Raw genomic sequence first — 20,917 nt, 5'->3', positions numbered from 1 at the left:
GCTTCCTGCCGAGAACCGCCACGTGCTATAAGCCCCCATGGCAAAACCCGGCCCGATCTCCGCAAAACCGCTTTCCGTCCTGCTCGGCGACGTGTTTTCCGACGCCTATGCCAAGCAGGGGTTCGCCGCGCGCGGACTGGTGACACGCTGGGCCGAGATTGCGGGCCGCGAGATCGCGGCCCATTCCGAACCCCTGAAGATGCAATGGCCGCGGCCGGTCGAGGGCCAGCCGCAGGAGCCGGCCACCCTGGTGCTACGGGTCGAGGGCCCGATGGCGCTGGAAATCCAGCATTCCTCGGATGTCATCCTGGAACGGGTCAATCGGTTCTTCGGCTGGAGCGCGGTCGGAAGGCTGGCGCTGCGGCAGGCGCCGCTGTCGCGCCGGGACCGGCCAAAACCATCCCGCGCGCCGGACCCGATGGCGGTCGCCGAGATCGCCAAAACCCTGTCCTCGGTCGAGGATGACGAATTGCGCGCGGCGCTGGCGCGGCTCGGTGCCTCGATCAAGCGAAATTGAGCCTGCGGCGCGCCCGGCCCGCGGCAACCTGCCATTGCCACAATTATCGTTTCAAGCTAGCCAAAGCTTTCTAAGACTTGATCTCGTTTTTCGTATTTTCTTCGGGCGTGAACGCGCCAATCGGGAGCTGACCTTGATCATCACGCGCCGCGCCTTCACCGCCGCCCTTTCGCTGACCGGGCTTGCCGCCCTCGCCGGCTACTCGCCGCTGCGGCTGATCAATGATGCGCTGGCGCAGGGCGCCGCCGACGTTGCCAAGCCGCAGTCGCTGCCCGACATGGCGCTCGGCCCCGCGAATGCCTCCGTCACCATCACCGAATACGCCTCGATGACCTGCCCGCATTGCGCGGCGTTCACCGAGCAGGTGTTCCCGAAGATCAAGTCGGAATTCATCGACACCGGCAAGATCCGTTTCGTGTTCCGCGAATTCCCGCTCGACATCAAGGCCGCCGCCGGTTCGATGCTGGCGCGCTGCATCGCCAAGGACGACGCGCCGAAATATTTCGCGGTCGTCGACCTCCTGTTCAAGCAGCAGAACGATTGGGTGCTGAAGAACACCACTGAGACGCTGATCCGGATCGGCAAGCAGGCCGGCCTCACGCAAGCGGCGGTGGAAGATTGTCTCAAGGACCAGAAGCTGCTCGACAAGATCGCGGCCGACCAGAAATACGCCGCCGAGGTGCTGAAGGTGCAGTCGACGCCGACCTTCTTCATCAATGGCGAGATGATCAAGGGCGAGCAGAGCTTCGAGGAGTTCAGCAAGCGCATCAATTCGATGCTCAAGAGCTGATCGGCGCGTCAATTCCCTGTTGAAAACCTGATTCGTCCACCGGATTCATACGGGCCCGTAAGCCCTGCAAAAACCTCGATAAAAGGCTTGGGAAAAGCCTTCCGTCCCGTTGCCCTTCGGCCCCGGCCTCGCCATTGTCGCAGGCCATAAGAGCCGCAACGCGCGACTCGTCCACACACCGACATTGCCTTCTATGGTATTGTCACGGCAGGGAGATTCGCGCCCGGCCAACAGAGAATCGTGTTCATGAAACTCACGCGCCTCCGTCTTCATGGTTTCAAGTCGTTCGTTGAACCCACTGACTTCATGATCGAGCCGGGCCTGACCGGCGTGGTCGGGCCAAACGGCTGCGGCAAATCCAACCTGGTCGAGGCACTGCGCTGGGCGATGGGCGAGACCTCGCACAAATCGCTGCGCGCCGCCGACATGGATGCGGTGATCTTTGCCGGTTCCGGCAACCGTCCGGCGCGCAACCACGCCGAAGTGGTGATGACGATCGACAATGCCGATCGCTCGGCGCCGGCGGCGATGAACGACCGCGAGATCCTGGAAATTTCCCGACGCATCGAGCGCGAAGCGGGCTCGGTCTATCGCATCAACGGCCGCGACGTGCGCGCCCGTGACGTGCAGATCCTGTTCGCCGATGCCGCCACCGGCGCACGTTCGCCGGCACTGGTTCACCAGGGCAAGATCGGTGAAATCATTCAGGCCAAGCCGGAACAGCGCCGCCGCGTGCTGGAAGACGCCGCCGGCGTCGCCGGGCTGCACGCCCGCCGCCATGAAGCCGAATTGCGGCTGCGGGCGGCTGAGACCAACCTCACCCGCGTCGAGGACGTGATCGGCCAGCTCTCCGGCCAGGTCGACGGCTTGAAAAAGCAGGCGCGGCAGGCGATCCGGTTCCGCGAAGTCGCCGCCAAGGTGCGCAAGGCCGAAGCCACGCTGTTCCACCTGCGCTGGCTGGAAGCCAATACCGACGTGGCGGAAGCCGCGCGCACCCATGACCTCAACGTGCGCGAGATGGCTGAACGCACCCGTGAACAGGCCGAAGCGGCCCGTATCCAGGCGATCCGCGCCTCCGAACTGCCGGCGCTGCGCGAGGGCGAAGCCCGCGCCGCGGCCGGACTGCAACGCCTGACCAATGCGCGCGAGCTGCTCGACCGCGAGGAAGAGCGCGCGAAGGAGCGTGTCGCCGAACTCGACCGCCGCCTGACCCAGTTCACCGCCGACATCGCGCGCGAACAGCAGCAGACCTCGGATGCCGAAGTCGCGTTGCAGCGGCTCGACACCGAAGATTCCGAAATCAAGGAAGAGATCAAGTCGCGCGTCGAGAAGCGCAGCGGCGTCGATGAACGCGTCTCCGAAGCGGAAGCGACGCTCGCCGCCGCCGAGCGCATGTTCTCGGAATTGACGACGGTGCTGGCCGATCTCACCGCCAAGCGCAACCAACTCGAAGCCGGCGTGCGCACCCATCGCGACCGCCTCGCCCGGCTCGACCAGGAAATCGCCAACGTTCAGAGCGAGGAGCAAAAGCTCGCGCAGGAAACCGGCAATCTCGGCGACATCGACGCGCTTGCCGGCGCCATGGAGACCGCGCAGGAAACGCTCGCCGCCTCGGAAGCCGCGGCGCAGGCCAACGAGGCCGGCCATGTCGCCGCGCGTGCCCGGCTGGAAGCGTCCCGTTCGCCGCTGGCGGAAGCCGACAAGCGCGTGCAACGGTTGGAGACCGAAGCGCGCACGATCTCGAAGCTGGTCAATGGCGAGACCAAGAATTTGTGGCCGCCGATCATCGATGGCGTCACCGTCACCAAGGGCTATGAAAAAGCGATCGGCGCCGTGCTCGGCGACGACCTCGACGCTCCGATCGATCCCTCCGCGCCCATGCGCTGGACCAATGCGGGTGCAACCTTCGACGATCCGGCGTTGCCCGCGGGCGTCGAAGCGCTTGCCGCCCATGTCGAAGCGCCGACCGAGCTGGCGCGGCGTCTGGCGCAGATCGGCGTCGTTGCCAAGGAGCGCGGCGCGGAACTGGTGTCTCAACTCAAGACCGGCCAGCGGCTGGTGTCGCTGGAAGGCGACGTCTGGCGCTGGGACGGCTTTGTCGCCGCCGCCCACGCCCCGACCGGCGCCGCACGGCGCCTGGCCGAACGGGCCCGCCTGGTCGATATCGAAAACGAACTGGAGCAGGCCCGCAGCGATGCTGCCGCCAAGCGGCAGGCGCTGGAAGACGCCGAGAGCGAATTGAAGGTGGCATCGGGCGCCGAGTCTGCTGCCCGTGACGCCTGGCGCGCCGCGCAGCGCGAGGCCGATGCCGCGCGCGAACGCCATGCCGCGACCGAGCGCGAGATCAACCGCCACGCCGCGCGCAAAGCGACGCTGACGGAAGCCCATACGCGCCTCGCCGCCGACCGCGCCGAGGCCGACGCCGCGCATGAGAACGCCAATGCGGCGCTGGCCGAGCTGCCGCCGAGCCTCGAGACCGAAACCAGGCTCTCCACGGTTCGCACCGACATCGAGGGCCATCGCCGCTTCGCCGCCCAAGTGCGTGCCGAAGCGCAGGCGCTGGCGCGCGAGGCTGAACTTGCCGACCGCCGTGTGCAGGCGATCCTCGCCGAGCGCACCGAATGGCAGAACCGCAAGCAAAGCGCGGCCTCGCAGGTTTCCACCATCGAAGCCCGCGTCACCGAAGTGACCGCGGAGCGTGCCGAGCTCGAAGACGCGCCGGCGCTGTTCGCCCAGAAGCGCCGCGCGCTGATCAGCGAGATCGAGTCCGCCGAAAGCGCGCGCCGCGTCGCCGCGGATGCGCTGGCTGCAGCCGAGAGCGTGATGGCGGAGACCGACCGCGAGGCAAAGGCTTCGTTGGAAGCGCTCTCCAGCGCCCGCGAGGCGTGCGCCCGCGCCGAGGAACGCATGGACGGCACCAGGCGCCGCCTCTCCGATATCGAGCGCGAAATCCACGACATGCTCGAAGTCGAACCGCACGCCGTGGCTGGTCTGGCCGAGATCGAGCCGGGCGCGGAATTGCCGCCGCTCGCCGAGATCGAGGAAAACCTCGAAAAGCTGCGCCGCGACCGCGAGCGGCTCGGCGCGGTCAATCTGCGCGCCGAGGAAGAACTGCGTGAAGTCGAGAGCCAGCATACGGCATTGACCACCGAACGCGACGACCTCGTGGAAGCCATCAAGCGGCTGCGCCAGGGCATCCAGAGCCTCAACAAAGAGGCGCGCGAGCGGCTCCTGACGTCGTTCGAAACCGTCAACGAGCACTTCAAGCGGCTGTTCACCGAATTGTTCGGCGGCGGCGAAGCCGCATTGCACCTGATCGAGAGCGAAGATCCGCTCGAAGCCGGCCTCGAAATCATCGCCAAACCGCCCGGCAAGAAACCGCAGACGCTCTCGCTGCTGTCGGGCGGCGAGCAGGCGCTGACCGCGCTGGCGCTGATCTTCGCGGTGTTCCTCACCAACCCGTCGCCGATCTGCGTGCTGGACGAAGTCGACGCGCCGCTCGACGACCACAACGTCGAGCGGTTCTGCAACCTCTTGCATGAAATGACGTCCTCGACCGAAACCCGCTTCATCATCATCACGCATAATCCGATCACGATGGCGCGGATGAACCGGCTGTTCGGCGTCACCATGGCCGAACGCGGCGTCTCGCAACTGGTCTCGGTCGGCCTCGACGATGCGGTGAAGATCCTCGACCAGCACGTGGCGTAAGCTTTCTTCCCTTCTCCCCTTGTGGGAGAAGGTGGCAGCCGAAGTCTGCCGGATGAGGGGTCTCTATCCGAGGAGACAGACCCCTCACCCCTCTTCGCTTCGCGAAGCCACCCTCTCCCACAAGGGGAGAGGGAGAAAAGATGCGATGACCTCACCCGACCTCCCCGCCGAACTGAAAGCCGCGCTTGACGCCAAGCTGCGCGGCTTTTCGCGGAGCGACGCGGCGGAACGCTCGGCGTTGATCTCGAAAAACTACCGCGATGGCGGCGGCTCCGGCACGATCCGGTCCGAGACCGATGCACTGGCCTACGCGCTGGCGCGGATGCCGGCGACCTATGCCGCGGTCACCGCCAGCCTGAATGCGCTCGGTGAAATCCGCCCCGATTTTGCGCCCAGAACCCTGCTCGATATCGGCGCCGGCCCGGGCACGGCGAGCTGGGCGGCGGCGGAAGCATTTTCCTCGCTGCGAGGCTTTACCTTACTCGACGCCAACGACGCGTTGCGCAAGCTGGCGCTCGATCTGGTCAGCGAAAGTTTTCGCCTGCGCGAACTCCATTACGAGCGGGGCGAAGCCCGCAACGCCCTGATCAAGGCTGATGCCGCCGACCTCGTCGTCGCCAGCTACGTGATCGGCGAACTCAGCGCCGCCGAACAGAACGCGCTGGCCGTGCTGATGTGGGAAAAGACCCGCGACACGCTGCTGGTGGTCGAGCCCGGCACACCGGCGGGCTATGCGCGGATCATCGCGCTGCGCGAGCGCCTGATCGCGGCCGGCGCGCATGTCGCTGCCCCCTGCCCGCACGACGGAACATGCCCGCTTGCCGCGCCGGACTGGTGTCACTTCACCCAACGCCTGCAACGCTCGCGCGCGCACAAGCAGGTCAAGGGCGCCGAACTGCCGTTTGAGGACGAAAGATTCGCCTATGTGGCGCTGACGCGCGCGCCGCTGGAAGTCCGGCCGTCCCGGGTGCTGGCGCAGCCGGTGCTCTCCAAGGTCGAAGTCACGGCCAAGCTTTGCACCCCGGCCGGTCTGGTCCTCAGCCGGACGCCCCGGCGCGCCAGGGCGGATTATGCCCTCGCCCGGCGCTGGCGCTGGGGCGATGCGGTGGTGGTGGAGGAGCAAACACTCCTCGCGGGTCGTCCCGGCGAAGGCCAGGACCCATAGCCGCCGGCGCTAATGGTAAAAGGAAGGTGTTGGCCAGAGTGCTCCAACGAGAGGCCGCGGCGTATGGGCCCCCCGATGTGTCATTGCACATCTGAGCTCAAGGCCGGGGCGACGCCAGAGTTCGATGTGAACTTATCCCGCCCTGGTTTCGACTAAACGAAGCGCCCACGTCGCGGCGGGCTGCCGCACGCCCCGGTTTTCGTCTAGGTTCCACACTTTCTTCGCCACATCAGGAGTTGTCTGCCATGTCGACGAGCTGGATCGTTATCGGCGTCATTGTCATTCTCGTGCTGTTCGCCATCGGTGCGTATAACCGCCTGGTCGCGTTAAGCCAGCGTGTCGGCCAGGCCTTTGCCGACATCGACGTCCAGCTCAAGCAGCGCCACGACCTGATCCCGAACCTGGTCGAGACCGTAAAGGGCTACGCCAGCCACGAGCGCGGCACGCTCGACGACGTGATCAAGGCCCGCAACTCCGCGATGTCGGCGCAAGGGCCGGCGCAGATCGGCGCCGCCGAGAACCAGCTGAGCGGCGCGCTCGGCCGCCTGATCGCGCTGTCGGAGGCCTATCCGGACCTCAAGGCCAACGCCAATTTCCAGCAGCTCGCCGGCGAACTGTCCGACCTCGAAAACAAGATCGCCTCGAGCCGCCGCTTCTTCAACAACGCGGTCCAGGAATACAACACCGGCATCCAGCAGCTGCCCGCCGCGCTGTTCGCCGGCATGTTCGGCTTCACCAAAAAGGAATTCTTCGATCTCGGCGCCAGCCGCACCGAAGTCGAGGTCGTGCCGACCGTAAAGTTCTAACGGTCGCGACATTCCAGCGAGAAGCAGCACATCATGGCCGCGTACGGGCTCTACACGCATATCGCATCGAACAAGTTTCGTTCGATGCTGCTGCTCGCCGGCCTGTTCCTGCTGATCTATGTGCTGGTCTATGCCGGCGCGCTGCTCGCCGAAGTCGTGATCCGCAGCGACCGCTCGGTCGATTATTATTTGCGGGCCGCGGGGCGAGATCTGGTCACGGCCTTCCCCTATGCGACCGGCATCGCGGCGCTCTGGATCGTGATCGCCTATTTCTTCCACCAGAACATGATCGACGCCGTTACCGGCGGCGAGGACGTCACGCGCAAGCAGCAGCCGCGGCTCTATAATCTCCTGGAAAACCTCTGCATCTCGCGCGGCATTCCGATGCCGAAGCTGAAGGTGATGGACAGTCCGGCGCTGAACGCATTCGCGAGCGGCCTCAACCGCCGGCAATACGCCGTCACCGTCACCACAGGGCTGCTGAGGTCGCTGAACGATCAGGAGATCGAGGCGGTGCTGGGCCATGAGCTGACCCATATCCGCAACGGCGACGTGCAGCTGATGGTGATCGCGGTCATCATCGCCGGCGTGGTCGGCTTCTTCGGCGAATTGTTCTTCCGGATGTTCACCAATTTGTCGTGGAATTCGTCCGGTGGATCGTGGTCATCCTCGTCCTCGCGTTCGTCGTCCTCTTCGTCCTCGGACAGCGACAACAAGAGCTCCGGCGGCGGTGCGATCATCGTCGTCATCATCGCGGTCGCGCTGATCCTGCTGGCCTGGCTGCTGTCGCAGGTGGTCAAACTGGCGCTGTCGCGGTCGCGCGAATTGCTGGCCGACGCCGGCTCGGTCGAACTGACCAAGAACCCGGACGCCATGATCACGGCGCTGCGCAAGATCGAAAATCGCGGCGAGCTTCCGGGCGCGACCTCGGCTGTGATGGAACTGTGCTTCGACAATCCCCGCGAAGGGTTTGCCGATCTGTTCGCGACCCATCCGTCGGTGGATTCGCGGGTCAAGGCGCTGGTGCAGTACGCCGGCGGCCGCGATCCCGGCCCACTGGCCCTGCCTGACGAGGCCGACGAAGAGCCGGAGGATCAGGCGGAACCGCAGTCGGCGGACCAGCTGCCGCCCCCGGTCACCCACGGTCCGTGGAGCGATGCCGCAGCGCCCGCGGGCCTGCCGCAAGGTCAGCGGCAGAGCGCACGACAGGGTCCTGGCTGGGGACCCTGGGGCCGGCACAGCTGAGCCTCGGTACGGCGACATTAACGAATTACCTACGAATAACGCCGCTGCGGGCTCAAGGAATTGAATTCTCCCTTGTTTCTGCCATGTTCGCGCCCAAACAGGTATATGGGGACCTGCCGATCGCTCCCGCGATCGGGGGCGCGTAGTAGGAAATTCCATGGCAAAGCCAGTCGTGATTGTGGTGGGCGCGGACAAGGGCGGGGTCGGCAAGACGACCGTGTCACGAACGCTCCTGGATTATTTCAGCGCCAACAACGTCCCGACCCGGGCGTTCGACACCGAATCGCCGCGCGGCACGCTGATGCGCTTCCACCCCGACATCACCCAGATCGTCGATATGACGACGACCGCGGACCAGATGAAGATCTTCGACACGCTCAATGCCGGGACCTCGGTGACCGTGATCGACGTCCGCGCCGGACTGCTGTCGCCGGCGCTGGCCTCGCTCCGCGACATCGGGTTTCTCGATGCCGCCAAGGCCGGCCAGATCACCTTTGCCGTGTTCCATATCCTGGGCCCCTCGATCGCCTCGCTGGACGAAATCGCCGAGACTGCCAATTTCATGCAGGGCGCCAAATACTACCTGGTGAAGAACTTCATCAACGACACCCAGTTCTTCCAGTGGGACCAGGCGACCTACAATTCCTATTTCCACCGCATCAAGGATGCCACCGAGCTCACGATCCCCAAGCTCAACGAAATGGCCTATGAGCAGGTCGAGGTCTCCTCGGTTCCGTTCCTGAAATTCGTCGCCAACAAGGGCACCAACGACGAGGCCGCGAACTATTCGTTCGTGCTGCGCGGCTATGTCCGGCACTGGCTCGCCAATGTCTGGAGCGAGTTCGACCGCATCAAGCTGACCGACCTGGTCGGCGGCGGCAGCAGCAAATCGAGCACCCGCAGCGGCGAAAAATAATCGCGCCAGGCGTGCGATGGGGCTGGATTAGGCGGAAAAATCGCCTGATATAGCGCGTGATGAGCCCCACGTCCGTCTACATCATCTGCTCGCCCCGCCCGCTGGTCGGCAAGACGCTGATCGCGCGGCTGCTCAGCGAATTCCTGCTGCTGAAGAACGGCACGGTGATCTCCTTCGACATCAATCTGAAGGAGCCCTCGCTGCTGGAATATCTGCCGCGCACCACCGAGACGGCCGACGTCATCGACACCTTCGGCAAGATGCAGCTGATGGACCGCCTGATCGTCAATGACAGCGTCGCCAAGGTGATCGACCTCGGCTTCCACGCCTTCGATGAGTTCTTCAAGATGATCGATGAGATCGGCTTCATGAAGGAAGCCGTGCGCCGCGGCGTCGCGCCCGTGATCCTGTTCGTGGCCGATACCGACCGTGCCTCGGCCACGGCCTACCACATGCTGAAGCAGCAAATTCCTGCGAATGCCCTGATCGCGATCGACAATGAGCACGTGGTGCGCGGCGAATTGCCCGCCGCGATGGAACGGGGACGCGTGCTGCGGATATCGGCGCTGCCGGTGTTCCTGAAGACCTATATCGACCGGCTGACCTTCTCCTTCACGGGCTATCTGCGCCAGGAGAAGGATTCCTCGACCGAACTGCATCAATGGATCCGCAGGAACTACACCAGTTTTCGGGAGCTGGAACTCAGCCTGATCCTGCAGCGGTCGTGACGCCGACCAAATAATATTACCCGGATAATATTGACGCAAGCCCGTCGGACTGGTACCGCCCTCCCCGACAGCAGATCTGCCTGCGCGAGGCTTCCAGTGACATCAAACAGAAAAGCCGCCATCGCCGCCTACAAGGAGCGGAAGACCATCGCGGGGATTTTCGTGATCCGCAGCAAGGCGTCGGCCGAGCAATGGGTCGGTCAGGCCCCTGACCTCGAAAAGATCCAGAACCGGATCTGGTTTTCGCTGCGCCAGGGCAGCCACACCTGCCGCAGCCTGCAGGCGGCATGGACCACGCATGGACCCGAAGATCTGACCTTCGCGGAATGCGAGCGGCTGGAAGACGAAGAGACGTCCTACATCAGGGACGCGCTGCTCAACGAACGCGTCAAGCACTGGCGCACGCAACTCGGCGCTGAGGCGGTTTAATGTCGTCCCTGCGAACGTTCGCAGGACGACGGAAAACTCAATGCCCCTCGAACGCCATCAGCGTTCGCACCGGCACGTCCATTGCCCTCAGCTTGTCGGCGCCGCCCAGATCAGGCAGGTCGACGATGAAGCAGGCCGCGACTACATTGGCGCCGATCTGGCGCAGCAGCTTCACCGCGCCTTCCGCGGTGCCGCCGGTGGCGATGAGATCGTCGACCAGGATGACGCGCTCGCCGGGCTGCACGGCGTCGGCATGCATCTCCATTTCATCGAGGCCGTATTCCAGCGAATAGGCGATCCGCACGGTGGTGTGCGGCAGCTTGCCTTTCTTGCGGATCGGCACGAAGCCGGCGGAGACCTGATGCGCCACCGCGCCGCCGAGGATGAAGCCCCTCGCCTCGATGCCGGCGACCTTGTCGACCTTGCTGCCGGCCCAGGGCTGCACCAGTTCATCGACCGAGCGGCGGAACGCGCGCGCGTCCGCGAGCAGCGTGGTGATGTCGCGGAACAGGATGCCCTTCTTCGGGTAATCCGGAATGGTGCGGACGGTGGCCTTCAGGTCATGATCAAACGTCATCGGTGTCTCTTTTCCCCACTGTCATTCCGGGATGGTCCGAAGGACCAGACCCGGAATCTCGAGATTCCGGGTACGATCCTTCGCCTCGCCCCGGAATGACGAGTGTAAATGTCTTGCACTCAAACCGCCGCAACATGCAGCCGGAACGCGTTCTCGACAATACGTAAACCCACTTCGCCACCGAGCGACATCAGCGATTCCGGGTGAAACTGCACGCCACCGACCGGCAGGGTCTTGTGTTCGATCGCCATCGCAACCCCATCTTCGGTGGTTGCGGTGACCTGCAGCACGTCGGGAACGCTGTCGCGCTCGACATAGAGCGAGTGATAACGGCCGATCACGATCTCATTGGGCAGGTTCTGCATCAGCCGCCCGCCCCGCACCTGGACCCGCGACGGCCGGCCGTGTGCGGGCTGGCCGAGTTGCCCGAGCTGGCCGCCGAAATATTCGCCAATTGCCTGGACGCCGAGGCAGACGCCGAAGATCGGCAGTTTCTTCTCCAGCGCCGTGCCGATGGTTTTCGAGATCCCGAAATCCTCGGGCCGGCCCGGACCCGGCGACAGCACCAGCAGATCCCAGTTTTTCTGGTTCAGCATCTGCTGCGCATGAACGTGACGGACCACGGTCACGGACGCGCCGACCTGCCGGAAATAATCCGCCAGCATGTGCACAAAACTGTCGTCGTGATCGATCAGCAGCACCTTCTTGCCCGAACCGGTGGCATCCGGCGCGAACGCCGACAGCGGCTTCGGCGGATCGCCGCGCAGCGCCTGGAACAAGGCCGCCGCCTTGACCTGGCATTCCCGGTCTTCGGCGGCGGGATCTGAATCGAACAGACAGGTCGCGCCGACGCGCACTTCGGCGAGCCCATCCTTCATCCGGATGGTGCGGATGGTAAGCCCGGTGTTGATGCTGCCGTCGAAATTGACAGCGCCGATCGCGCCGGCATACCAGCGCCGCGACGAGCGCTCATTGTCCTCGACGAACTGCATCGCCCATAATTTCGGCGCGCCGGTCACCGTCACGGCCCAGGCATGGGTCATGAACGCATCGAGCGAGTCGAAGCCGGGGCGCAAAATCCCTTCGACATGGTCGACGGTGTGGAACAGTTTTGAGTAGGTCTCGATCTGGCGCCGCGCCAGCACCTTGATGGTGCCGGGCACGCAGACGCGCGCCTTGTCGTTGCGATCGACGTCGGTGCACATGTTGAGTTCGAATTCGTCTTTTTCCGAATTCAGCAATTGCCGGATTTGCTCGGCATCGCCGATCGCGTCGACACCGCGCGCGATGGTGCCCGAGATCGGGCAGGTCTCGACCCGCCGTCCGTCGGAGCGCACGAACATTTCCGGCGAGGCGGCGACGAGAAACTCGCCCTCGCCGAGATTCATCAGCGCGCCATAGGGCGACGGGTTGATGCGGCAGAGCCGCTGGAACACTTCGGCGGGCGAACGCTCGCACGGCTCGGCGAATAACTGCCCGGGCACCGCCTCGAAGAGATCGCCCCGCGCAAACGCGGCGCGTGCGGTCTCCACCGTCGCCTGGTATTCGCCGGGCGCGTGATCGGCAAAACCCTGCCGCGGCGTCCTGGCGTAGACGCTCTCGGCGGTGTCGCGCGAAAGGCCGGCGGTGGATCTGCCGTTCCAGGCGAAATCGTAGCTCAGCACCACGCCGCGGCCGGTGGCGCGGTCATAGGCGAGCAGGCGATCCGGCACATACAGCACGATGTCGCGCTGGTCGGCCTCACGTGCGCGCTTCTGCACGAGGTCCTCGATCTGGAACACGAGGTCGTAGGCGAAGGCGCCGAACAGGCCGAGCAGCGGATCGTCATTGGCGGTGAAGCTCGCCACGAGGTCGCGCACCAGCGACATCACGCTGGCGCGGCGGGTGCGCTGGTCTTCATCGACAGGCGCGGGACCCCGGATGATATGGCCGGCGAGACGCGACGCGCTCTGCTCGGTGACGACGACGCAAGGCTCGCGCAGGACGTCGCCGAGAAAGGCGATCAGCACCTCGCCGCGCCCGTTCAGCGCGCTAAGCGCGAAATTCGCGCCCTCGGTTTCCAGCACCAGCGGCGGATCGGAAAAACCAAGGTCGAAGCTCTCGTAGCGGCCCGGCACCGTGGTGCCCGAAGACAGCACTACGCCACGGCGGCGGTCGAGCAGGTCGATGAGGTCATCGAGCCGCTTGGCGTCGCCGGAAAATTGCTCGACGGTGCGCGAGATCGCAAGACCGCTGGCGGTCCGGTATTCGCTGTGCTCGGGCAGGGAGAAGACGGTCCTGTTCATGTGATCCTCTTACGAAACTTGGTGAGGGAACGCCACACAGGACAAACGAAGGGCAAATAAGCAAACCGCCGGTCGCACTGCGATGGCGACCTTCGACGATTGTTAAAATGAAATCGCACCGGCCACCTCTTTAAGAGGTGCGCCACCAAAGACGGGATGGGCGGACGGCGGTGCTCATGTCGCTTAATCACCATCCGCCGCGATCGATGTCAAGGGAGGCCCCGGCGCCCTGGCCTACCCAGCCGGCCATCTTTTGGGGTTTGAAACGGCCAAAATCCGCGTAGCATCCGGCCCAAGCGGCGGCGGCAACAACGCCCGAAAACAACAGGCAGGCGGAGGCAAGGGATGGCATTGCTGGGTCTGGGATATGCGGGCTTCGGATCAGATGCGCTGGAGGACTGGCGCCAGTTCGGGACCTCCCTGGTCGGCCTGCAGGCGGTCGAGCGCGGCAACTCGCTGCTCGCCTTCCGGATGGACGACCGCAAGCAGCGCATCGTGATCGACCGCGCGATGGGCGAAGGCGCGCGCTTCTTCGGCTGGGAAGTCGCCGACGACGCGGCGTTGGACCAGCTTGCAGCCCGGCTCGAACAAGCCGGCGTCAATGTCACGGCCGAGCCAACGACGCTGGCCGATGCCCGGCGCGTGCGCGGCCTGATCTCGTTTCGCGATCCCGGCGGCAACCGGCTCGAAGCGTTTTACGGCGCCGAGATCGACGAGACGCCGTTCAGTCCGGGCCGCTCGATCTCGGGTTTTCGCACCGGTCCGCTCGGCCTCGGACATGCCGTACTGACCGTCGAGCACATCGATCCGATGATGGCTTTCTATGTCGACGTGCTCGGCTTCGGGCTTTCCGACTACATCGAAAAGCCGTTCCGCGCCTATTTCTTCCACGTCAACGCCCGGCATCACAGCCTGGCGCTGATCGAGACCGGCAGGAACGGCATGCATCATCTGATGGTGGAATTATTCTCGCTCGACGATGTCGGGCAATCCTACGACATCGCAATGATGCAGCCGGACCGCGTCGGCGTCACGCTCGGCCGCCACACCAACGATTTCATGACCTCGTTCTACGCCAAGACGCCGTCGTCCTTCATGATCGAATGCGGCTGGGGCGGCCGCGAGATCGATCCGGCGACATGGCAGCCGGTCGAAATGCATCACGGCCCCAGCCTTTGGGGACATGAGCGGGTCTGGCTGCCGCCGAAAGACCGCGAGATCGCGCGCGAGATCCGGATGCAAGCCGCGACCGAAGGCCTGCGCGCGCCGGTGCAGGTGATGGAAGGCAATTACCAGCTGATGTCTGGCACGTGTGCGTGGTGGGACGGGGTGAAGCAGTAGGGCGGCAGCCGACAATACACGTCGTCCCTGCGAACGCAGGGACCCATACGCCGCGGCCCCTGTTGTTGAAAAAGGAAGTTAACGACCGGCGAGCAAAACAATTATCGCTGGTGGCTATGGGTCCCTGCGTTCGCAGGGACGACGACGCAATTAATGCCTACCGATAACAGCCCTGCTCGATCTCCTCGATCAGGCTCCGCGCCTGCGGCTTCCAGCCGAGCTGCCGTGCCCGCACCGCACGCACGCGGCTGTTGGATGCCATGGTGTTTTCAGCCGTGCCCTCGCCCCATTCGGCGGCCGCCTCTTCCATCGACATTGCCGATGGCGATCCGGCAAAACCCAGCATGCGGTTGATGGCTTCGCAAACCTCGCGCATCGACCCCTCGCCATTCTCGGCGAAGTAGAACGCGCCGGCCGGCGCCTTCTCGATCGCGAGCGCATAGAGCGTCACGAGATCGTCGATATGAACGTTCGACCAGACATTCTCGCCGGGACCGGCATGGGCCGCGTTGCCGCGTTTTTTCGCGAGCTTGATCAGGAAAGGTACCTGCACGCTGTCACGTCCCACCCCATGGCCGATGCCGTAGATCAGGCTCGGGCAAATGATGACGGGACGGCAGCCCTTGTCGCGATAGGAGAGGATCAATTCGTTCAGCGCGACCCGCGCCGCACGCGCAGGCGATGGCGTAAACGGCGTGTCTTCATCGAACACCGCATCGGAGCGCTGGCCCTTGGATTGCGTGCCGATGATGCTCGAACCCGAGGTGTGGATGAACGCCTTGCCGCTGCCGGCCAGCGCGCCAAGCAGGGCGTCCACCGCGCCGGTGTGATCGGCGCTGGCCGCATTGATGACGACGTCGGCAGCGCGCGCCGCCTGCGCCAGGATTTCCGCGTCATCCAGCGTTCCCGATAACGGCTCGATGCCGCGGGCGCGAACCGCATCGGCCTTTTCCGGAGAACGAACCAGGCCGGTGACCTGATGTCCGGCGGCCACGAGATGAGCGGCCACCGATCCGCCGATATAACCGGATGCGCCTGTGCAGAAGATTTTCATGGTGGTTGCCAATTCCCGTCATTGCGAGCCAACGGGTCGCGCGGATGCGCGCCCGATGACAGGCTCCACGAAGCAATCCATTGTCAGGAAAGCAAGATGGATTGCTTCCTCGCTACGCTCCCTCGCGCAAACGCTCTGCGTTTGTCGCAGGCAATGACGAGGAGGCGCTTGCTCTCAACCCAGATGCTTCCTGAAAAACTCCGTCGCGCGGCCCCAGGCGAGTTCCGCGCACTGCCGGTCGTGCACCGACAGGCGCTGTTCATTGCCGAAGCCGTGCTCGGCGTCATAGCGGAACAGCTCCAGCGCCTTGCCTGCTTCCTTCATCGCCTTTTCGAAACCGTCGACCAGCGCGGGCGTGCACCAGTCGTCCTTGTTGGCGAAATGGCCCTGCAGCGGAATTTTGACATCCGCCGGTTTCGCCGCCTGCTCCGGCGGGATGCCGTAGAACACGACCCCGGCCGTGAGCTCCGGAATCTTGGTGGCGCCGATGATGGTGACGGCGCCGCCGAGACAAAAGCCGGTCAGGCCGACCTTGGCGCCGTTCTTGGCGAGATATTGCGCGGCGCCGCGCACGGTCTGCGTGGTCGCATCCATGAAATCCAGCGAGTTCATCTCTTTGCCGGCGGCGTCGGTGTCGTGATACGGCACCACCGTGCCCTTGTAGAGATCCGGCGCCAGCGCGTCGAAGCCGGCCGCCGCGAAGCGGTCGCACATGCCCTTGATCTGGTCCTGCAGTCCCCACCATTCCTGGATCACGACCACGCCCGGCGCGTTGCCGCGCGCCGCATTGGCGAGATAGCCGGCCGCGTCCTTGCCGTCCGGACGCTTGAAAGTGATGCTGGTTCCCATGGGGTCCTCCGTATTTTTTGGGGAGCGATTGGCGGCCATTTTGTCCGCAGTGAAGCCGGGAAGCAATCGCATTGCGGGCCCTAACGGATGCGCGCCACGCACACTGCCGTCATCCCCGGACGAACGCACTTGCGTTCGCTCGGGAGGTGCGAGCGCAGCGAGCCTCGAAGGATGGCTGCGAGCACCGATGCCGCCCATCCTTCGAGGCTCGCCCAAGAGGGCGAGCACCTCAGGATGACGGCGGTGAATGAGACAACAAAAAAGCCCCCGCAGGGGCTTTTCCGAATTGCGATGAAGCCGGCGCTCAATGCGCGTTGGCCCAGACCTTCTTCTTGGTGAAGTAGAGCAGGCCCGTGAGCAGGATCAGGAACACGAACACCTGCAGACCGAGCCGCTTGCGCGCCTCCATGTGCGGTTCCGCGGTCCACATCAGGAACGTGGTGACGTCCTTGGCGTACTGCGCGACGGTGGCCGGCGCGCCGTCGTCATACGTCACCTGGCCGTCACTGAGCGGCTTCGGCATCTTGATGGCGTGGCCGGGGAAATACTTGTTGTAGTAGGAACCTTCCGGAAGCGCGAAGCCGGCCGGCGCCTTGTCTTCATAGCCCTGCAGCACGGCCGAAACGTAATCCGGGCCCTGCTCCTGGTACTGGGTGAAGAAGTCGACCAGGAACATCGGGAAGCCGCGCTTGTAGGAGCGCGCCTTGGTGATCAGCGACAGGTCCGGCGGAAACGCGCCGCCATTGGCGGCCCGCGCCGCGTTCTCGTTCGGGAACGGCGACGGGAAATAGTCGGCCGGCCGGCCCGCCCGCTCGAACATCTCACCCTTGTCGTCCGGGCCATCCTTGACCTTGTAATCGGACGCAAACGCTGCCGCCTGCGCCACCGAATAACCGGGACCGCCGGCTTCGGCGAGGTTACGGAAGGCGACGTAGGACAGGCCGTGACAGGACGCACAGACTTCCTTGTAGACCTTCAGGCCGCGCTGCAGCGCGCCACGATCGAACTTGCCCATCGGGCCGGAGAACGACCACTTGTTTCCGGGCGGCGCGACGCCATGGTCCTCGGCGCGTGCGTTCTGCGTACCACCGACCAGGAGACCGCCGGCGACGACGAGCGCGACCACCACTGAGGCCACCTTGCCGCCGTGCTTGGCCAGCACGTCGTCGGCGATCGAGTTCGGCACCGGACGCGGCGTCTCGATCCGGCTCAAGAGCGGCAGCAGGATCAGGAAATAGGCGAAGTACAGGAAGGTCAGGATACGGCCGGCGATCACGTAGATGCCTTCCGGCGGCTGCGAGCCGAGATAGCCGAGCCCGAGGCAGACCACGACGAAGATCCAGAAGAACTGCTTCGCCAGCGGACGATACTTCGAGGAGCGGGTCCGGGCATTATCGAGCCAGGGCAGGAACGCCAGGATGATGATCGCGCCAAACATCGCCACCACGCCGGCGAGCTTGTTCGGGATCGAGCGCAGGATCGCGTAGAACGGCAGATAGTACCATTCGGGCACGATGTGCGCCGGCGTCACGCCGGGATTGGCGGGGATGTAGTTGTCGGCATCGCCGAGATAGTTCGGCATGTAGAAGATGAACCAGGCGAAGAACAGCAGGAAGCAGGAGACGCCGAACGCATCCTTGATGGTCGCGTAGGGCGTGAAAGGCACGGTGTCCTTTTCGGTCTTCGCCTCGACGCCGGCCGGATTGTTCTGGCCCGCAACGTGCAGCGCCCAGATGTGCAGCACGACCACGCCGGCGATCACGAACGGCAGCAAATAGTGCAGCGAGAAGAAGCGGTTCAGCGTCGGATTGCCGACGGCATAGCCGCCCCACAGCAGCGTCACGATGCTCTCGCCGAAATACGGCACGGCCGAGAACAGGTTGGTGATGACGGTGGCGCCCCAGAAGCTCATCTGGCCCCACGGCAGCACGTAGCCCATGAAGCCGGTCGCCATCATCAGGAGGTAGATGATGACGCCGAGGATCCAGAGGATTTCGCGCGGCTCCTTGTACGACCCATAATAGAGGCCGCGGAACATGTGGATGTAGACGGCGAAGAAGAACATCGAGGCGCCGCAGGCGTGCATGTTGCGCAGCAGCCAGCCGTAATTGACGTCGCGGACGATCAGTTCGATCGACTTGAAGGCCATGTCAGCATGCGGCGTGTAGTGCATCGCCAGGATCACGCCGGTCAGGATCTGCAGGGCCAGCATCATCGAGAGGATGGCGCCGAAGGTCCACCAGTAGTTCAGGTTACGCGGCGTCGGATAGGCCACGAACGAGGAATGGACGAGGCCCATGATCGGGAGACGCCGTTCGATCCACTTCAAGGCGGGATTGGTCGGCTGGAAATCGGATGGTCCGCTCATTGATGCGATCCTGAGGAAGTAAAACGACGCGACGGATTGAGGTCCCGGACGGGCGTCCGGGCCTTAGCCGATCTGGATTTTGGTGTCGGAAACGAAGGTGTAGGGCGGCACCGGCAGGTTGCTGGGCGCCGGTCCCGAGCGGATGCGGCCCGAGGTGTCGTACACCGAACCGTGGCAGGGGCAGAAGAAGCCGTCGTAACTGCCCTCATGGGCGATCGGGATGCAGCCGAGATGGGTGCAGATGCCGATCACGACCAGCCACTGGTCGTGGCCCGCCTTGACGCGTGCCGAGTCGGGCTGCGGATCGGGCAGGCTCGACAGCGAGACTTTCTGCGCCTCTTCGATCTGCTTCTTGGTGCGATGGCTGATGTAGATCGGCTTGCCGCGCCAGAACACCTTGATGTCCTGTCCCTCGGCGATCGGCGTCAGATCGACCTCGATCGGCGCACCGGCCGCGATCGTTGCGGCGTCCGGGTTCATCTGGGCAACGAGCGGCCACACTGCGGCTGCGGCGCCTACGGCGGCGACGGCTCCCGTTGCAACAAAAAGAAAATCACGGCGTGTCGGATGGTCCGCCGAAGACGCTGTCGTCACGATTCCAAGCCCTTTCTCATCTGCAGCCAGCGGAACCGCCCCGGAAACGCTGAAATCGCGCCCAAAAGAGGCTGCCGGCGCCCGCGGCCCCCGCGGCGGCAGAAAGACCACTTTTCCCGGCCAATCGGGCGGAACAAGCAGTCCAGAATCGTTCTATTGGCACCCTTGCCGTAAGAGCGCAAGCCCGCTATCGGCTCGCAAGCGTGCAATGCACTAAATCCGCGCCGAGCTGTGATTTTTCAGTCATTTCATCAGGGCTTCATCATAGCGTTTTCCAGCGAAGTGGACCCGGTTCGCGTCAAGAAAACGCGTCAAAATAGGGAATCTGGAGTCCCGTTTCGATTCCATCGAAGCGGAGGCTCCAGCCGCCAACATCATGCAGATTGCGCTATTCCAGCCCGACATCCCCCAGAACACCGGAACGATTCTGCGCCTGTGCGCGTGCCTGGATGTCGCGGCCCACATTATCGAGCCGGCGGGCTTTCCGGTCTCCGACCGGCATTTCCGCCGCTCCGGCATGGACTATCTCGACCATGTCGCTATTACACGCCACGACTCATGGTCAAAATTCGAGCAATGGCGTAACGACGGGGGTTTCCGGCTGGTCCTGCTTACGACCAAGGGGGCCGGTTCCTATCTGGATTACAGCTACCAGCGGGACGACGTTCTGCTGTTCGGGCGGGAATCCGCGGGGGTCCCCGACGAGGTCGCCAGCGTCGCCGATGCGCGGCTGGTGATCCCGATCAAGCCGGGCCTGCGTTCGCTCAACGTCGCGATGGCAGCCGCCATGGCACTGGGCGAGGCGCTGCGGCAAACCGGTTCCAAGACTTGATTGAGAAGACTTGATCGAGAAGGCTTGATCGAGACCTGATGGAGAGATGGTGAGTTACGCGGTCAAAGAGATATTTCTGACCCTCCAGGGCGAAGGCGCGCATGCCGGCCGTGCGGCCGTGTTTTGCCGTTTCGCCGGCTGCAACCTCTGGACCGGGCGTGAACAGGACCGTAGCTCAGCTACGTGCAAATTCTGCGACACCGACTTCGTCGGCACCGACGGCACGCTGGGTGGCCGCTACGCCTCGGCCGATGAGCTTGCCGATACCATCGCCGCGCAATGGACCGGCGCCAACGCCAACCGTTACGTTGTGCTGACCGGCGGCGAGCCGCTGCTGCAGGTGGACACGCCGTTCATCGACGCGCTGCATGCGCGCGGCTTCGAGATCGGCATCGAAACCAATGGTACGATCGAGCCACCCGAGGGCATGGACTGGGTCTGCGTCAGCCCGAAAGCCGGCTCCGATCTCGTGGTGCGCCGGGGCCATGAATTGAAGCTGGTCTATCCGCAAGCGGGTGCAGGGCCCGAGCAATTCGAAGGTCTCGCCTTCGAGCGCTTCTCGCTGCAGCCGATGGATGGACCCGACGTGACCGCAAACACCGCACGCGCGATCGACTATTGCCTGCAGCACCCGCAATGGCGACTCAGCCTGCAGACACACAAGACACTCGGCATCAGGTAGTACTGGCATCAGATAGGATTTGAGCTTT

Annotated in this window: 18 protein-coding genes; 12 read left to right on the top strand and 6 right to left on the bottom strand. The window is 64.3% G+C overall.

Annotated elements, in window-relative coordinates; translation table 11 throughout:
• Window positions 1-37: 37 nt before the first annotated feature.
• The 9 genes from JQ575_RS11150 to JQ575_RS11110 all read left to right on the top strand — a co-directional run bounded on the left by JQ575_RS11150 (window position 38) and on the right by JQ575_RS11110 (window position 10,307).
• The gene (locus JQ575_RS11150) at window positions 38-517 is read left to right on the top strand and encodes a DUF721 domain-containing protein (RefSeq protein WP_212033241.1); all 480 of its coding nucleotides are present in this window, start codon (window positions 38-40) and stop codon (window positions 515-517) included.
• Window positions 518-650: 133 nt separating this feature from the next.
• On the top strand, window positions 651-1,307 hold the full coding sequence (locus JQ575_RS11145) for a DsbA family protein (protein ID WP_212033240.1): 657 nt from the start codon (window positions 651-653) through the stop codon (window positions 1,305-1,307).
• Window positions 1,308-1,553: 246 nt separating this feature from the next.
• Window positions 1,554-5,018, top strand: a complete 3,465-nt coding sequence (gene smc / locus JQ575_RS11140) for a chromosome segregation protein SMC (RefSeq protein ID WP_212033239.1) — start codon at window positions 1,554-1,556, stop codon at window positions 5,016-5,018.
• Between the two features lie 145 nt (window positions 5,019-5,163).
• Window positions 5,164-6,183, top strand: a complete 1,020-nt coding sequence (locus JQ575_RS11135; RefSeq protein ID WP_212033238.1) for a small ribosomal subunit Rsm22 family protein — start codon at window positions 5,164-5,166, stop codon at window positions 6,181-6,183.
• 245 nt (window positions 6,184-6,428) lie between these two features.
• Window positions 6,429-6,989 carry a LemA family protein gene (locus JQ575_RS11130; RefSeq protein WP_212033237.1) on the top strand — a complete coding sequence of 187 codons (561 nt, stop codon included), beginning with the start codon at window positions 6,429-6,431 and terminating at the stop codon, window positions 6,987-6,989.
• Window positions 6,990-7,022: 33 nt separating this feature from the next.
• Entirely contained in the window at window positions 7,023-8,234 is a 1,212-nt protein-coding gene (locus JQ575_RS11125; RefSeq protein ID WP_212033236.1) for a M48 family metallopeptidase, read from the top strand.
• Between the two features lie 157 nt (window positions 8,235-8,391).
• The gene (locus JQ575_RS11120) at window positions 8,392-9,150 is read left to right on the top strand and encodes a hypothetical protein (protein WP_212033235.1); all 759 of its coding nucleotides are present in this window, start codon (window positions 8,392-8,394) and stop codon (window positions 9,148-9,150) included.
• Between the two features lie 59 nt (window positions 9,151-9,209).
• A complete protein-coding gene (locus JQ575_RS11115) occupies window positions 9,210-9,878 on the top strand; it encodes a hypothetical protein (RefSeq protein WP_212033234.1) in 669 nt (222 codons plus the stop codon).
• Window positions 9,879-9,974: 96 nt separating this feature from the next.
• Window positions 9,975-10,307, top strand: a complete 333-nt coding sequence (locus tag JQ575_RS11110) for a GIY-YIG nuclease family protein (RefSeq protein WP_212033233.1) — start codon at window positions 9,975-9,977, stop codon at window positions 10,305-10,307.
• 37 nt (window positions 10,308-10,344) lie between these two features.
• Here the strand turns inward: JQ575_RS11110 and JQ575_RS11105 are convergent, their stop codons facing one another.
• On the bottom strand, window positions 10,345-10,884 hold the full coding sequence (locus JQ575_RS11105; RefSeq protein ID WP_192738562.1) for an adenine phosphoribosyltransferase: 540 nt from the start codon (window positions 10,882-10,884) through the stop codon (window positions 10,345-10,347).
• Between the two features lie 119 nt (window positions 10,885-11,003).
• The gene (locus JQ575_RS11100; RefSeq protein ID WP_212033232.1) at window positions 11,004-13,169 is read right to left on the bottom strand and encodes an anthranilate synthase component I; all 2,166 of its coding nucleotides are present in this window, start codon (window positions 13,167-13,169) and stop codon (window positions 11,004-11,006) included.
• Between the two features lie 345 nt (window positions 13,170-13,514).
• Here JQ575_RS11100 and JQ575_RS11095 point away from each other — a divergent pair, with 345 nt between their 5' ends.
• Window positions 13,515-14,510 carry a VOC family protein gene (locus JQ575_RS11095; RefSeq protein ID WP_212033231.1) on the top strand — a complete coding sequence of 332 codons (996 nt, stop codon included), beginning with the start codon at window positions 13,515-13,517 and terminating at the stop codon, window positions 14,508-14,510.
• 157 nt (window positions 14,511-14,667) lie between these two features.
• On the opposite strand, the gene JQ575_RS11090 is transcribed toward JQ575_RS11095, so the two are convergent.
• From JQ575_RS11090 to petA, 4 genes are all read right to left on the bottom strand, one after another.
• On the bottom strand, window positions 14,668-15,564 hold the full coding sequence (locus JQ575_RS11090) for an NAD-dependent epimerase/dehydratase family protein (RefSeq protein WP_212033230.1): 897 nt from the start codon (window positions 15,562-15,564) through the stop codon (window positions 14,668-14,670).
• Window positions 15,565-15,738: 174 nt separating this feature from the next.
• On the bottom strand, window positions 15,739-16,413 hold the full coding sequence (locus JQ575_RS11085; RefSeq protein WP_212033229.1) for a dienelactone hydrolase family protein: 675 nt from the start codon (window positions 16,411-16,413) through the stop codon (window positions 15,739-15,741).
• Window positions 16,414-16,717: 304 nt separating this feature from the next.
• Window positions 16,718-18,781, bottom strand: a complete 2,064-nt coding sequence (locus JQ575_RS11080; RefSeq protein WP_212033228.1) for a cytochrome c1 — start codon at window positions 18,779-18,781, stop codon at window positions 16,718-16,720.
• A gap of 63 nt (window positions 18,782-18,844) precedes the next feature.
• Window positions 18,845-19,375: a ubiquinol-cytochrome c reductase iron-sulfur subunit gene (petA, locus tag JQ575_RS11075; RefSeq protein WP_192738556.1), complete on the bottom strand. Its 531-nt coding sequence runs from the start codon at window positions 19,373-19,375 to the stop codon at window positions 18,845-18,847.
• Between the two features lie 376 nt (window positions 19,376-19,751).
• Here petA and JQ575_RS11070 point away from each other — a divergent pair, with 376 nt between their 5' ends.
• Together JQ575_RS11070 and queE are read left to right on the top strand one after the other, a co-directional pair.
• Window positions 19,752-20,207, top strand: coding sequence for a tRNA (cytidine(34)-2'-O)-methyltransferase (locus tag JQ575_RS11070; protein WP_212033227.1), 456 nt, complete (start codon window positions 19,752-19,754; stop codon window positions 20,205-20,207).
• 49 nt (window positions 20,208-20,256) lie between these two features.
• Window positions 20,257-20,889, top strand: a complete 633-nt coding sequence (queE, locus tag JQ575_RS11065) for a 7-carboxy-7-deazaguanine synthase (protein ID WP_212033226.1) — start codon at window positions 20,257-20,259, stop codon at window positions 20,887-20,889.
• Window positions 20,890-20,917: the final 28 nt, after the last annotated feature.

Source organism: Bradyrhizobium sp. JYMT SZCCT0428 (genome assembly GCF_018131075.1).
Lineage (GTDB): Bacteria > Pseudomonadota > Alphaproteobacteria > Rhizobiales > Xanthobacteraceae > Bradyrhizobium.
This window is presented reverse-complemented; position numbering and strand designations above follow the sequence as displayed.